A 14,154-nucleotide genomic window follows, 5' to 3' on the forward strand; every position below is an offset into this window, starting at 1 on the left:
CCGGCGGTGGCGACCCTGCAGCCGCCGGCCCCCGCCCCGCGTCACCACTTGCCGCGCAGGGACACCAGCACGGATCGTGGAGCACCATACCAGTTTCCGCGGATCGTGGCCGCCCCAACCGACTGGTAATAAGTCTTGTCGAAGATATTATCGAGGTTGACCGAGGCGCTCCACTCATCGGACAATTGATAGTCAATCCGGCCGGAGACAACGGCGTAGGCCGGCACGGTAAACTCGTAGGGCACGTAATTGGGAAGGGCGTACGTCGCGCAGCGGCTGACGCCCAGCGCATTGGGCGCAAGCAGGTTGATGCAGGAATAACCTGATCGATAGGCGGACGATTGGCCGCTGACGCCGCCCGAAAGCGTCAGGCGAGACAGGATCCCATTGTAGCCTGAAGCTCCGAAATCATAGCTGGCCCAGACCTTGTAGACATTCTTCGGCTGGATCGACACACTCGGCTTGCCATTCGCCGTACCAAACGTGGTACCGACCTGGTTCGAACGGTTGTATGCATAGCTGGCGGCGATCTGCAGGCCGGTGATCGGTTCACCTGTCACTTCGGCTTCAAACCCCTTGTTAATAGAGGTTCTTTCCGGATCGACATAATAGCAGCAGTTGTTGCCATTACCCACATCCACTTCGTCACCGTCTAGGATGCCCCATCCCGTCTTGCGGGTGCGATAGACGGATATCGTTGCATTCAGCTTGCCATCGCGCGCCTGCCACTTGAAGCCGGCCTCGATATTGGAGCCGGTGATAGGCGGCAAAGGCACGCCGCTGGCAGTTTCCAGGTTTGCCTGGTTGTCGTAGATATCGGAGTAACCGGCATAGGCGACCAGTGTCCGGGTCAGATCGAACGACAGTGATGCCGTCGGCGGCCAAGCGAAGCGGGACTGGCTATTGGCGCTTTTCGAGGAGGCAATGACATCGCCGAGACTGTAGCCGTACGCGGTGCACCATGCCGCGCCGTCGCACAACGATTCAAAGACGCTATCGCTCTCAAACCGCGTCCAACGCAGGACGGTATTCAGATGTATCCGATCGAATGCCGTCAGGCGCAAGTTGGCATAAGCCGTGGTTTGGACAGTGTTGCTGGGGTCGAGACGGTTAATGGCAAACGGAGTTGCGGGCTCGCTATACCGTGGATCGGACGGATCGAAGTTGAACACATCAATGGGCGGATATGCGCCATTGACCGACCCGGAATAATAAGCCGGTCCGCCCGGATAGGGCACATAAGGAGACGCCGCAGTCGCGTATCCCATCAGAATGCCATAGTTGGTCCTGCCCGCCTGGTCCCGCTTTGTCCGGTTGAGGCCAAAGGTGACCTCCTGACGCTGCCCCAGAACCTCAAACGCCCCGTCGACAGTCAGTTCGTAGGAATATTGCTTGCTGGGAAAATTGTTATAGAGGCCTTGCATCGTTGCTCCGGCATCCGTCAACGGATTGACCGATCCATTACTATAGCCAAGCTTGCGAACTGAATTCTGCTGATTGTAAGTGACATTCAGTTTGGCCGACCAGTCATCGCCAAGCTTTTGATTTACGCTCCCGAAAATCTCGGTCGTTCTAAAATTCCAGCGATTCCATGGAAAAACAAAGGAGGTCGATCGCGGCAGATTGAGATCCGCACCTGTGATATAGCGCGGCAGGCCATGGAGCCACGGCACGCTGTTCTGGCGCGTGTAACTGCCACCCATGGTCACCAATGTCGTCGGCGTTGCGTCCAGCTCGACGATGCCGTAAATCAGCGCCTTGTTGTCTTTCGCGGTATTATAGAAAAAGTGACGGTCCTGGTAAGTGCTGACCAGGCGCCCCCGCAACTTTCCGTCGAAGCCGAGCGGCGAACTGATATCGGCGACAATTCGGTAGTTCTGCCAGCTGCCGGCCTGGAGCTCAACCGCGACCTGCTGATGATCGAGCGGCTTCTTACGCGCCAGGTTCACGGTGCCGGATGGATCGCCATAGCCGTTGAAGGTGGCCGCGCCGCGAAGCAGCTCGATATGATCGTACATCGACATGTCGATCTGCGCGAATATGCCGTCACTGACCTTGAGCGGTGCCCCCCCGTCAACTTGGACCGAATTTACCGCAAAGCCACGCGAATAGAACGTCGTCTCGATGCTCGAGTCGCCCTGGGCCGACGAAATGCCCGGCAGGACCTTCAACGCCTCGTTGTAGGTGGTGATGGCCTGCTGCTCCAGCCGCTCGGAGGTCATCACGCTCACCGATTGCGGCGTATCCTTGATCGACTGGACCGACTTGCCGCCGACCGTCAGCGCGCCCGAAGTGAAGCTTTTCGTGCCCTCAGTCGCGGTGATATCGCGAGAGCCGTTGACGCCGTTTACGCCCGCCGCCTGTCCGGCGCCGCCATTGTAGGGGCTGCCCTGCACGCCTTCCACGCGCACCGTGCCGGCTACGCGTTCGCCATCGGCGGCCACCGTCTCATGAAGGGTCGCGTTCCGGCCGGTCAGCGTTGCGGTGATGCCGGTTCCCGCCAGCAGGCGCGCCAATGCTTCCGGGACCGTCGCCTTGCCGTGCACGGCGCTCGAAGTCTTGCCTGCGACCAGCGCCGTCGAATATCCGAGCTGCACGCCCGTGGCCTCGGCGAAGCGACGAAGCGCATCGCCCAGCGGCTGGGCGGGAATGTCGATCTCCAGCGTCGCCGCTTGTCCATCCGTCGAAGCCGACGACGAAGTCTGCGCCATGCCCGCCGCTGGAGTCCCCAACAGCATCAGCGCGATCGCCGCCGTGGAAACATTACCCAACGTCACGCGCCTGCTCGTCCACACCTTGCTCATGAAACCCCCTTGCCTTGATCCCCGGGGCCGCGCCGTTCACTTGCGCACTTCCGGATCGCTTTACCAAACGATTGGGGGGAAACATTTGTGTAAGCGTAAAATGCGGGCGCCTCCCTTGCCGACCGCTACGAGTCCGGCGGCGGCAAGGTCATCGCGCATCGACCGCCCATGGGCCGCGCCCGGAAACCGTTTCGACGGACATCATTCCGAAAGGGGCAAAGCCGTCGTCGACTTGATCTCCTGCATCGCGAAGGAGGAACTGACATCGTGCAGTTCGGCCACCTTGGTCAGCTTGCGATAGATACGGTCATAGTCGGCGATATCGCGCACCACCACCTTGAGCAGATAATCGATCTCTCCGCTCATCCGGTAGAATTCCACCACTTCCGGAATCCGCGCCACGCCTTCGGAAAAAGCCTCCAGCCAGACATCGCTGTGCCTCGCCGTGCGGACGGCGACGAAGACGGTCACGCCAAGGCCGAGCCGCTCGCGGTTGACGATCGCGACCCGCCTTTCGATCAGCCCTTCCCGTTCCAGTCGCTTGATCCGCTTCCAGCAGGGCGTCGCCGACAGCCCCACCGCTTCGCCGATCTCCGATATGGGCACGGTGCAGTCCGCCTGCAGCAAAGCCAGGATCTTGCGATCGATCCGATCGAGAGAAATTTTCTCCATCATCGCCCAATGTGTAGAACAAGATATTCGCCTTATCCGCGAACTAGGAAAAGATTGGAACAAATTTCTCCAACGCCTCCTCTATCCTCGTGGCCTGTCACGGAGGATCTGGACGATGCGGCTGTTCACCGAGCATCCCGAAAGCGTGGATGAAACCTATTTCGAGCACATGGGGGTGGCACTCACCTTCGGACGCGCCATGTTCGGGGCGGCGCTGGCCTGCATCGTCCATGCTTTCCTGCCTTTCCTGTTCGAGCGCACGGGCAGCCAGTGCGTGACCCGCCTGCATGACCGGATGGTGACCCATCGGCGCCGCAACGCGGCCGTCCCATCCGCCGCCCCGAGCCCCGCATCGACCGTGGAATGACGAGCCCGCTGCCCCGCGCGGCCGATCTATATTGCGACATCGAGCCGCCCGTTCGGACGGGGTGGCGAAAACGGCTCTACGGGCTGACCGTGGTTGCCGCCGCCACGCTTGCCGCCGCCTATATCGCGGACCGCTATGGCGCACCGCTGACCCTGATCGCCCTGCTCGTGGGGTTGGCGCTCAATTTTCTCGGCGAGGACCCGCGGCTGGACCCCGGTCTCGCCCTGGTCGCCGGCCCCGGTCTCCGGCTCGGCATCGTGCTGCTCGGCGCCCGTGTCTCCATCACGCAGGTGATCGCGCTCGGCCCGCAAGCGCTGCTGGTGCTGACCGGCATTGCCTGCCTGACCATCCTGACCGGCCTGCTCGCCGCGCGCCGGGCCGGTAGGTCGGACGATTTCGGGCTGCTCGCGGGCGCCGCGGTCGCGATCTGCGGCGCGTCGGCGGCCCTGGCCGTGGCCGCCCGGCTGGGCGAGCGACGCCTTGGCAAGGCCGAACTGGCGCAAGTGCTGGTCGGGATCGCGGTGGTCAGCGCCGCCGCCATGTTCCTCTATCCGATCCTGGCGCATTTCCTGCACCTCAGCGATCGCCAGGCGGGCTTCGTGCTCGGCGCCTCGATCCACGATGTCGCCCAGGCGCTGGGCGCCGGCTATTCCTTCTCGCGCGAGGCCGGCGATACTTCGGCAATCGTCAAATTGAGCCGGGTGGCGCTGCTGGTGCCCGTCCTGATGCTCATCGGCCTGCGGCTGAATGGCGGCGCGACGGGCAAGGCCGCACCCCGCCCCTGGTTCGTCGCCGGCTTCTTCGCGATGATGATCCTGTCGTCGTTCCTGCACCTGCCGGCGCCGCTTGCCGGCGGCATCCAGCTCGTCTCGGCCATGCTGCTCGCCGCCGCCGTCACGGCAACGGGCATCCGCGCGCCGCTCTCTGCCATGCGTGAGCGCGGATGGAGGGCGCCGCTGGCGATCATCCTCGCGTCCAGCATGGTGGCGCTGGCATTGGCGCTGATCGCCTCCCTGGTCATCTGGCGCTGAAGGCCGAAGCCAATTGCAAGCAGCCGCCAATTGCAAGCAGCCAAGGACGGCGCGGCAATCCAAGGCAGTGGCCAAAGCGGTTTTGGCCCGGGACGGCCTCCATCTCCTTGCCGAGCCGCGACGACGAGTCCATAATCCGACCCGCATCAGGCTGATGAAGAAATCGCGGTCAAGCTGATAACAAGAAATCGACGTAGGAGAGCGACATGGAAAAGCTTGTCATAGCCTCGGCCGACAGCCACGCCGGAATGCCGCCCGAATTGTGGGCGGAATATCTTGAGCCGAAATACCACAAGTATCTGGCGCGCCTGCGCGACGAGCACCGGCTGTTCGGCGATACGATGCAGATGCTTTGCGATTTGCGCACGCCCGATGCGGCGCGGCCGATCTTCGACCGGGACGGATGCTTCGAACGGGGCCACCTGGGGCTGTGGGATCTCGATGTCCGCCTGGCGCAGATGGACCGCGAAGGGATCGCCGCGGAACTCGTGTTCCCCGGCGATTTCCGGTCGTTCGACATGTTCTGGAACACGGTCAACGGCACTTATTCGCTCGCGGCCGTCGACGCCGGCGCGCGCGGATTCAACCGCTGGTGTGCCGACGCCTTCGGCAGCGCCGGCGATCGGCTGCTGCTGATCGGCGCGCCGCTTTCCGGACTCGATCGGCAGGCGGTGCTCGACGAGGCCGACTTCATGGCCGGCCACGGCTTTGCCGGCGTGTTTACGCCCGGCTATTGCGCGTTGCCGACCCAGATCCCGGTTTTCGAGGCCGAGTGGGATCCGGTGTTCGCCGCCTATGCCGAACGCAACCTGACGCTCATCACCCATGCCGGCTACGGCATACCCCAAGGCTTCATGTTCTCCGAAGTCGAAGCGGCAGCGGCGGAAGTGAAGGCCGAGGACGGCGGCCCGCAGGATCTGATCCGCAAACTCACCACCACGGTGTTCAACGACAGCGGCGTCTTCGCTGATCTGCGTTCGCGGCAGGGGCTGTGGCAATTCATGCTGGGCGGCGTCTTCGATCGTCATCCCGCGCTGAAAATGATGGTGACCGAAATCCGCGCCGACTGGATTCCAGCGACGCTGGCGCTGCTCGACCGGGTCTGGGAAAGGAACCGCGACAGGTTGCCGGCCAGGCGGGCGCCAAGCGAGTACTGGGGCACCAACTGCATCGCCGGCCTCTCGTTCATGAACAAGGCCGAACTGGCGATGCGACACGAGATCGGCGTCGAGACCATGGCTTTCGGACGCGACTATCCCCATGGCGAAGGCACCTGGCCCAATACGATCGACTACTTCGCCGACATTTTCCAGGGCGTACCGGAAAAGGAAGTGCGCGCGATCCTTGGCGGGAACATGATCCGCTTCCTTGGCCTCGATCCGGCGCATCTGGCAGCCATCGCCGAGCGCATCGATGCGCCGACTTACCGGGAAATCGCCGAAAAGGGATCGCTGTCGCAAGACCTCGCGGCACATCTGGCCATGCGCTGCGGCTATGCAAAACCCTCGGAAGGCGATCGCCGTGTCGCGGAAATGGAGCCCCTGCTTGAACGCGATATTCCGCGCCTGGCTGCGGCTGGCTCCGCCTGGCGGTGAAGCGTGGAGCGAGCCGCCCACTTCAGGGAAAGGCGCGATGAAACCGACGGCGCCGTCGCGCGGGCTCAGCGCTTGGCGTAATAGGCCGCGGTGGCCGCGAAGGCGCTGACGTCGAGGCCCGACTCCTCGGCCGCAGCGAGCGCTACGGCGACATCCTTCTCCAGGTAGTGGCGCGATGCGTCCATGATCTTGGCAACGGGCTGGTTCTGGAACAGGCGCATGGCGTAGCTGGCGCCGCTGGAGGCCTGGATGATCCGGGCCACTGTGGTGGTATCGAAGCCGAGTCCTTCAGCCATCCGCAAGAGTTCGACCGCGTTCATCATATTGGCGCCGAGCAGCAGGTTGTTCATCAGCTTCACCAACTGGCCCTGGCCGAGCGCCCCGACCCGGTAAATCCGGGCGGCATAAGTATCGAAAACCGCCCGCGTTCGCTCAAGCGCGTCGGCATCGCCACCGACCATCAGGGTCAGGCCGCCCACTTCGACATCGGCCGGGCCGCCGCTGAATGTGACGTCCAGCACCTGCACACCCGGCGGCGCTTTTTCTCCCAGTTCGCGCATCAGTCCCGGCGAACCGGTAGTATGCAATGCCAGCACCGAACCCGGCCGCATGGCGGCGAGCGCACCGTTATCGAACAACACGCTGCGCACCTGCGCGTCGTCATAGACGCAGACCACCAACAGGTCGCTGTCGCTGCCGAGCCGGGCGTATTCGGGCTGCAGCTTCGCGCCGCCGGTGGTCACATCGTCAAGTCCGCCGCCGCGCGGGTAGACGGTTACCGGATAGCCGGCCGCCAGCAGCCGCTTGACCATCCGCGTGCCGATGTCTCCAAGGCCGATCCACCCGATCTTCGTGGTTACATCGCCTTGCGTTCGATCGTTGGTCATCCTGCACAAACCTCAAGCCAGCTTTTCAGCGCCCTGCTCGACCAGCAGACGGGTAAGGTGGTGCTCCTTGATTACCCAACGGCCGGCGATCTTCTTCAGCGTCTGGCGATAATGGCCATAGGCCCTCATCCAGCGGCGCTCCCCGTCCTTCTCCCAGGACAGGATGTCGTTGAGCGGCCAGATACCCTTGGCGGTGTCGTCGGCCAGGAACTCGATCTCGGGTGCATGCACTTGATGGACCGTGGTGATCCCGCTGAGCGCCTTGGCGAGCCAATCGGCGATCTGGCGGTTGCCCACGACCTTGCCGCCAGGCGCGGAACTCATGGAGAAGGACTCCGCATCCTCGGCATAGCACGAAGCAAAGCCGGCCCAGTCCTTCTCATCGATGCACCGGACCCGGCGCGCCATCAGCGCCTTGATGTCCTCGAGCGCGATCAGCCTTTCCACGTCGTCCATGCCGCCTCCCCGCTACATGTCGTTTCTGTCGGCGGATCATGCGAGGTATCCTGGCGATCCGGCTCTTACCCCCTATGCCCTGCCCCGGATCGGTGTCAACATAGCCAGAGGACCATGCCGGGGAATCGCTTGAACGGCGTAAGCTTGCCATCGGCGCCGCGGTGGGGTCATGGCCATATTTCGGAATCCGCCCCCTTTTCCGAGAGCCGGTCACGAGGCCCGGAAGCCATTGTGTCCTGCTCGAAGATGGACAGTGTCCAGCGTGCATTGCCGTGCCGATCGTCCACCGACAGCGGAAAACCGGGCAATACCGCCGGGTGGTCCGCGACATTCAGGCATATCGGTTGCAGGAACCGGCATGCGCTGCCATAGGCGCCGACCGCCTGTGGCATAGAAGGAACTCCCGCATGCCGGCCGCTCAGGCCCCCGTCCGCTCAATCGGCATCGACTTCGGCACGACCAATTCGGTGGTCGCGTGTGCTGGCGGAAACGATACGGCTCACCTTGTCGAATTCGCTGCCCCGAACGGAGCGACCGGCATATTTCGCTCAGCGCTGTGTTTCTGGCAGGACGAGGCAGTGCGCGGCGGACTTGCGCATGAGGCCGGGCCCTGGGCGATCGCCGAGTTCCTCGAGTTTCCGCAAGGCTCGCGCTTCCTGCAATCATTCAAGTCGGTCGTGGCCAGCCCGTCGTTCGAGCAGGCCAGTCTGTTCGAGAAACGGCTGCGTTTCGAGGAACTGGGCCAGGTATTCCTGGGCCACCTGCTTGGCCACGGCGGCGCGATGCTGCGCGACCTGCCCGAGCGCATCGTCGTGGGACGGCCGGTACGTTATGCCGGCGCCCACCCCGATGAGGCGCTCGCGCGAATGCGTTACGACGCCATGTTCGCGTCGCTCGGAAGGCCGGTCCACTACGTCTACGAACCGCTGGGAGCGGCCTACAGTTTTGCCCAGCGGCTGACGGAGCCCGCGACGCTGCTGGTCGCGGACTTCGGCGGCGGCACCAGCGACTTTTCGATCGTGCGCATCGAAGCCCCGGGGGCACCGCGGCGCTCCGTACCGCTCGGTTCGGCCGGCGTCGGTATTGCCGGCGACCGCTTCGACTACCGGATCATGGATCATCTTGTCCTGCCGCTTCTCGGCAAGGGCGGAACCTATCGCTCGTTCGACAAGGTGCTGGAGATCCCCGCCGGTCACTTCGCCGGCTTCGGCGACTGGTCCCGGCTCGCCCTGATGCGCAATCGAAAGACGCTGGAAGAACTGGCGCGGCTGCAGCGCGCCGCCACCGATCCGCAGGCGATCGGCCGCATGATCGCGGTCGTTGAACACGAGCTCGGTCACGGCCTCTACGAGGCAGTCGGCCGGTTGAAGCGCACACTTTCCGCCGAGGAACGCGGCGTCTTCCACTTCGAGAGTGCCGGCCTGACCATTGCGGCGGACGTGGCGCGGGCGGACTTCGAACGCTGGATCGCGCCCGATCTCGATCGCATAGCCGCCACGGTCGGCGATGCGCTGGATCGCGCGGGCCTCGCCCCCGAACAGATCGACCATGTGTTCCTGACCGGCGGCTCGTCGCTGATCCCCGCGGTGCGCCGGCTGTTCGAGCAGCGTTTCAGTGAAGATCGCATCGCCGGCGGTGACGAACTGACCTCGATCGCGCACGGGCTTGCGCTGATCGGCCAGGCGTCCGACCTTGCCGACTGGATCGTGCCTGAAGAGGACATGCCATGAGCGTCGCATTTCGCCGAGACAGCGACGAGGAGCACCTGGAGCCGACCTTCGAACTGCCGATCCCTCCGGGACCAAATCTGGTCACCGCGCGAGGGCTTGCGCGGATACGAGCCAGGGTGGCCGAACTGGAAGACCTGATGCAAGGCCTCCATGATGAGAATGCCGTCAAAGCGGCGCGGCGCGAGCTGCGGTACTGGAGCACCCGGCAAGCAACCGCCAGGCTGATGGACAAGCCCGACGGCTCTTGCGTCGCGTTCGGCTGCAAGGTCACCTTTGCGATGAACGGCAAGCAGCGCACGATCACCATCGTGGGTGATGACGAAGCCGATCCTGCGGCCGGCCTGCTGTCGTTCTCGGCCCCGCTGAGCCGGGCAATGATGAACGCTGAAGTCGCGGACAAGCTGGACTTCACGGGAAAGCCCGAAGCGATCGAAATCATCGAGATCGGCATCCCGGCCGACTGAAGGACCACATTTCGGCCGTTCGCCAGCCATTGAGCCGCTTCCACCGGCAGTCGTGCATTCATGTCCAGACCCGCTGCGTTCCTTGGGGCCTTTGCCCGATATCCCGACGCTTGCGCCGCCGCCCATGCCGGCTATCGTGCGTCCATGACCCGCGCCCGCCTCATTGCCCTCTCGTTCCTCCTGTTCTCCACGCCGGCCTTCGCCAAACTCTCCACTCCCGAGCGGAAGATCGTTGCAGCGGCTGATGAAGGCCTGGACCGCGACATCGCGCTCCTCGAAAAGCTCGTCGCGCAGAACAGCGGCACGCGCAACGTCGAAGGCGTCAGGAAGGTTCGTGACATGGTGGCGCCGGAACTGCAGGCACTCGGCTTTTCGACCAGATGGGTGCCGATGGACGCGGTCGGCCGCGCCGGACACCTGATCGCGATGCATGAAGGCAAGCCGGGCACGACGCGCATGCTGCTCATCGGCCATCTCGACACGGTGTTCGAGCCGAGCTCGCCGTTCCAGGCGGCCACGCGCGAAGACGACAGGATGCACGGTCCCGGAGCGGGGGACGACAAGGGCGGTATTGTCGTGATGCTCGCGGCACTGCGCGCGATGAAAGCGGCGGGCACGCTGCGTGACGCCAATGTCGACATGGTGCTCACCGGCGATGAGGAGGCGGTGGGAGAGCCGGTCGGCACTGCGCGCGCGGATCTGATCGCGGCGGCCAAGCGTGCCGACGTGGCGCTCGATTTCGAAGGGTTGATCGTCATCGACGGACAGGATTACGGCTCGATCGCACGGCGCTCAGCAGGTGAATACACGATCACCGCCATTGGCAAGACGGCGCATTCGAGCGGCATCTTCTCGACGCAGGTGGGCGACGGTGCGGTCTACGAGTTGGCACGGATCATCGACAGCTTCCGGGAGCAGCTGCCAGAACCCAACCTCACATTCAACATCGGGCTCGTGGCCGGCGGCGCGACGACCGTACTGAGCCCGGATGAGGCCGAGATCGAAGCGACAGGCAAGACCAACATCATTCCGCCCATCGCGATCGCCAAGGGTGACTTTCGCGCGCTGAATCAGGAGCAGATCGACCGAGTGAAAGCGAAGATGGAGGCCATCGTCGCCGGGCATTTATCGCAGACCGACGCCAGGATCGTCTTCAAGGAAGGCTATCCGCCGATGGCGCCAACGCCTGGCAATCAAGCGTTGCTCGATAAGCTCAACGCGATCAACGCCAATCTCGGGCTGTCCACGATGCCGGCACTTGATCCCCTGAAGCGCGGCGCCGGGGATATCGGCTTCGTCGCGCAATATCTCGACGGACTTGCCGGGCTGGGACCCAGCAGCAGCGGCGACCATACGCCCGAGGAACGCGTCGACCTCTCCAGCTTCCCGCGCCAGATCAAACGCGCGGCGCTCCTGATGACCCGGCTGAGCCAGGAGAATACACGGCACTGATCGGCCGCGAGAGGGGTCACGTAGCCGGAACCATGAGAAGACGCGCAAGCTCACTGCCCAACGCCGCCGCTTCCGCTAACGGGCGCCATGCTGGCGTGCAAGGCTATTGGCCATGCCTTCACGGCGCACCGATATGCACCACGCACCGTTGACAGCCTCATCGCCCGCCGACATAATCTATGAGAACCATACTACTAGATTATGGATAGCCCGTCAGGCGGCCAAGTGGAGAGGCAACGGTGAACGAGATTTTTTCCCTCGAAGGCAAAGTCGCGCTCGTTACCGGCAGCAGCCGCGGCATCGGCAAGGGCATCGCGCGGATGTTCGCCAAGGCCGGCGCCGCCGTCGCGATCACCGGACGCTCCGCCTCCGAGGTCGAAGCAACGGCGGCGGAAATCCGCGAGGCCGGTGGACGTGCGGTCGGCCTTCCCGTCGATATCGGCGACGCCGCACAACTGCCCGGCTTGATCGACGCCATCGTCGCGGAATTCGGCGGGCTCGACATCCTGGTGAACAATGCCGGCGGCGGAACGTCCTCGGCCTTCGTCGATACGACGATCGAAGAGCTCGAGGGACATTTCCACCTGCTCGTCTCGATATCGTTCGAACTGGCACGGCTGGCGCTGCCCCAGCTGCTGGCGCGTCCAGGCGCATCGATCATCAACATCCTCTCGCCAGGTTCGTACAAGGCGACGCGCGGCAACCTGTCGTACTATGTCGCCAAGTCCGCGCTCCAGCACCTGACCAAGCTGATGGCTGCCGATCTCGGTCCCAGGGTGCGCGTCAACGCGATCATTCCCGGCCCGATCGAGACCCCCGCGCTGCAACGCGTCTTCGCCGCGCGGCCCGAGATCCTGGGCGTCGCGGTGAATTCCACGCGGCTCAAGCGGATCGGCAAACCGGACGAGATCGGCTACGGCGCGGTCTACCTCGCCTCCGAGGCGGCCAGCTTCGTCACTGGCGCGATCCTGCCGATCCATGGCGGCGACGTCGAAGAGCTTCGCCAGATCTCCCCCGATCTCTGATCCATTCGAAAACAGGAGAGCGCCGTGGACACCGCGACCGCCCCCATCGCGCATCCGGACCGGTTCTTCGTCGGCGGCGAATGGATCGCCCCCTCGACCGCGAAAACGATCGACGTCCTCAACAGCGGGACGGAGAACTTGTTCGTCAAGGTCGCCGAAGCGCAGGAGAAGGACGTCGAGCGCACCGTCGCGGCGGCGCGCGAAGCCTTCGACAATGGCCCCTGGCCCCGGCTGACCCATGCCGAGCGAGCCGACTACCTGCGCGCGCTGGCCGATGCGATCGAAGTGCGCGCCGAGGCTACGGCGCTGACCTGGACCGTCGAATCGGGCTTCCTGCACAGCCATGCGACGATGGCCGGGCGGCATGGCGGCGCCACTTACCGATGGTACGCGGATCTCGCCGAGACTTACCCCTTCGTGCAGGAGCATCCCACGAAGGCCGCGAAAGTCGCGCTGCTGGTACGCGAACCCGTTGGAGTTGTCGCCGCGATCATTCCCTGGAACGGGCCGCCTTCAACGATCGCGTACAAGATCGCGCCGGCGCTGCTCGCCGGCTGCACGGTGATCGTGAAGCCCGCGCCCGAGGCGCCGTCGGCAGCCTATATCCTCGCCGAAGCCTGCGAGGAGATCGGCCTGCCGCCCGGCGTCGTGAACTTCATCACCGCCGAACGCGAGGTATCGGAAATGCTCGTCCGCCATCCGGGCGTGGACAAGGTCACCTTCACCGGATCGACCGCGGCCGGCAAACGCATCGGAGCGGCCTGCGGCGAGCGCATCGCGCGCTGCACGCTCGAACTCGGCGGCAAGTCGGCAGCGGTGATCCTGGACGACTACGACGTGGAAACGGCAGCCCGGACCATCGCCCGCCTAGCCCCGGTGATGGCCGGCCAGGTATGCTCCTCGCTCACGCGGATCGTGGTGACGCGCGACCGTCACGACAGGCTGGTCGAGGCGCTGGCTCAGTCATTCGGTGCCACCAGGGTGGGCGATCCGTTCGATGGGGAGAGCCAGATGGGCCCACTGGCGATGGCGCGCCAGCGCGACCGCGTCGAAGGATATATCGCCAAGGGCAAGTCCGAAGGCGCCACGCTCGCGACCGGCGGCGGCCGGCCGAAGCACATGAACCGAGGCTATTATATCGAGCCGACCGTGTTCGGGAACGTCGACAACCATTCGACCATCGCGCGCGAGGAGATCTTTGGCCCGGTCCTCAGCGTGATCCCCGCCGACAGCGAAGCGCAGGCCATCGCGATCGCCAACGACACGATCTACGGCCTCAACGCATCGGTTTTCACCAACGACGTCGATCGCGCCTACGCCGCCTCGCGCGCGCTACGCACCGGCAACGTGGGCCACAACGCGCTGCGGTGGGATCAGAACATCGTGTTCGGCGGCTTCAAGCAGTCGGGCATCGGCCGCGAGGGCGGAGTGGAAGGCCTGCTGCCGTTCCTGGAAGCCAAGCTGGTGCTCCTGGATGGGATGCCGAGCAAGCTCCAGGCCTGACGGCAGCCAAAGCAAGGGCCGCCCGGGCGATCGCCCCATTTCATGCGCGATGGCAAGGAACCCGAAATCCGAATCAAGGTCCTGCACGTCCTGATCTCGACGAAAGACGCTGGCGCGGCGCTGGGCCAATACCCTTCGATGAGCTCAGGGTGAGCGGCAGGGCACCGG

13 protein-coding genes are annotated in these 14,154 nt (G+C 64.2%); 8 read left to right on the forward strand and 5 right to left on the reverse strand.

Annotation, left to right across the window (positions count from 1 at the left end; translation table 11 throughout):
- Nucleotides 1-41: 41 nt before the first annotated feature.
- Together BM052_RS03040 and BM052_RS03045 are read right to left on the reverse strand one after the other, a co-directional pair.
- A complete protein-coding gene (locus tag BM052_RS03040; protein ID WP_091143118.1) occupies nucleotides 42-2,804 on the reverse strand; it encodes a TonB-dependent siderophore receptor in 2,763 nt (920 codons plus the stop codon).
- Nucleotides 2,805-3,005: 201 nt separating this feature from the next.
- Nucleotides 3,006-3,476 (reverse strand): Lrp/AsnC family transcriptional regulator, encoded by a 471-nt coding sequence (locus BM052_RS03045; RefSeq protein WP_091143870.1) that lies wholly within the window; start codon nucleotides 3,474-3,476, stop codon nucleotides 3,006-3,008.
- A gap of 115 nt (nucleotides 3,477-3,591) precedes the next feature.
- On the opposite strand from BM052_RS03045, the gene BM052_RS03050 reads away from it, so the two are divergent.
- The 3 genes from BM052_RS03050 to BM052_RS03060 all read left to right on the forward strand — a co-directional run bounded on the left by BM052_RS03050 (nucleotide 3,592) and on the right by BM052_RS03060 (nucleotide 6,469).
- Entirely contained in the window at nucleotides 3,592-3,843 is a 252-nt protein-coding gene (locus BM052_RS03050) for a DUF6356 family protein (protein ID WP_091143120.1), read from the forward strand.
- Nucleotides 3,840-4,874 carry a YeiH family protein gene (locus BM052_RS03055; RefSeq protein WP_091143122.1) on the forward strand — a complete coding sequence of 345 codons (1,035 nt, stop codon included), beginning with the start codon at nucleotides 3,840-3,842 and terminating at the stop codon, nucleotides 4,872-4,874. The genes BM052_RS03050 and BM052_RS03055 overlap by 4 nt, the downstream gene beginning before the upstream one ends.
- Before the next feature lie 206 nt (nucleotides 4,875-5,080).
- Entirely contained in the window at nucleotides 5,081-6,469 is a 1,389-nt protein-coding gene (locus BM052_RS03060; RefSeq protein WP_091143125.1) for an amidohydrolase family protein, read from the forward strand.
- A 65-nt stretch (nucleotides 6,470-6,534) separates the two neighbouring features.
- On the opposite strand, the gene BM052_RS03065 is transcribed toward BM052_RS03060, so the two are convergent.
- The 3 genes from BM052_RS03065 to BM052_RS03075 form a co-directional block, all read right to left on the reverse strand.
- Nucleotides 6,535-7,356, reverse strand: coding sequence for an NAD(P)-dependent oxidoreductase (locus BM052_RS03065; protein ID WP_091143127.1), 822 nt, complete (start codon nucleotides 7,354-7,356; stop codon nucleotides 6,535-6,537).
- Nucleotides 7,357-7,368: 12 nt separating this feature from the next.
- Nucleotides 7,369-7,812, reverse strand: a complete 444-nt coding sequence (locus BM052_RS03070) for a nuclear transport factor 2 family protein (protein WP_091143131.1) — start codon at nucleotides 7,810-7,812, stop codon at nucleotides 7,369-7,371.
- Nucleotides 7,813-7,979: 167 nt separating this feature from the next.
- Entirely contained in the window at nucleotides 7,980-8,204 is a 225-nt protein-coding gene (locus BM052_RS03075; RefSeq protein ID WP_091143134.1) for a hypothetical protein, read from the reverse strand.
- 15 nt (nucleotides 8,205-8,219) lie between these two features.
- On the opposite strand from BM052_RS03075, the gene BM052_RS03080 reads away from it, so the two are divergent.
- From BM052_RS03080 to BM052_RS03100, 5 genes are all read left to right on the forward strand, one after another.
- Complete coding sequence (locus BM052_RS03080) at nucleotides 8,220-9,542, forward strand: Hsp70 family protein (protein ID WP_091143138.1); 1,323 nt, start codon at nucleotides 8,220-8,222, stop codon at nucleotides 9,540-9,542.
- The gene (locus BM052_RS03085; RefSeq protein WP_091143140.1) at nucleotides 9,539-10,006 is read left to right on the forward strand and encodes a GreA/GreB family elongation factor; all 468 of its coding nucleotides are present in this window, start codon (nucleotides 9,539-9,541) and stop codon (nucleotides 10,004-10,006) included. The genes BM052_RS03080 and BM052_RS03085 overlap by 4 nt, the downstream gene beginning before the upstream one ends.
- Nucleotides 10,007-10,150: 144 nt before the next feature.
- Nucleotides 10,151-11,458 carry a M20/M25/M40 family metallo-hydrolase gene (locus BM052_RS03090; protein WP_091143143.1) on the forward strand — a complete coding sequence of 436 codons (1,308 nt, stop codon included), beginning with the start codon at nucleotides 10,151-10,153 and terminating at the stop codon, nucleotides 11,456-11,458.
- Between the two features lie 239 nt (nucleotides 11,459-11,697).
- The gene (locus tag BM052_RS03095; protein WP_091143145.1) at nucleotides 11,698-12,483 is read left to right on the forward strand and encodes an SDR family NAD(P)-dependent oxidoreductase; all 786 of its coding nucleotides are present in this window, start codon (nucleotides 11,698-11,700) and stop codon (nucleotides 12,481-12,483) included.
- Nucleotides 12,484-12,507: 24 nt separating this feature from the next.
- Nucleotides 12,508-13,986 (forward strand): aldehyde dehydrogenase, encoded by a 1,479-nt coding sequence (locus BM052_RS03100; protein ID WP_091143147.1) that lies wholly within the window; start codon nucleotides 12,508-12,510, stop codon nucleotides 13,984-13,986.
- Nucleotides 13,987-14,154 lie beyond the last annotated feature (168 nt).

This window comes from Novosphingobium sp. CF614 (genome assembly GCF_900113255.1).
Lineage (GTDB): Bacteria > Pseudomonadota > Alphaproteobacteria > Sphingomonadales > Sphingomonadaceae > Novosphingobium.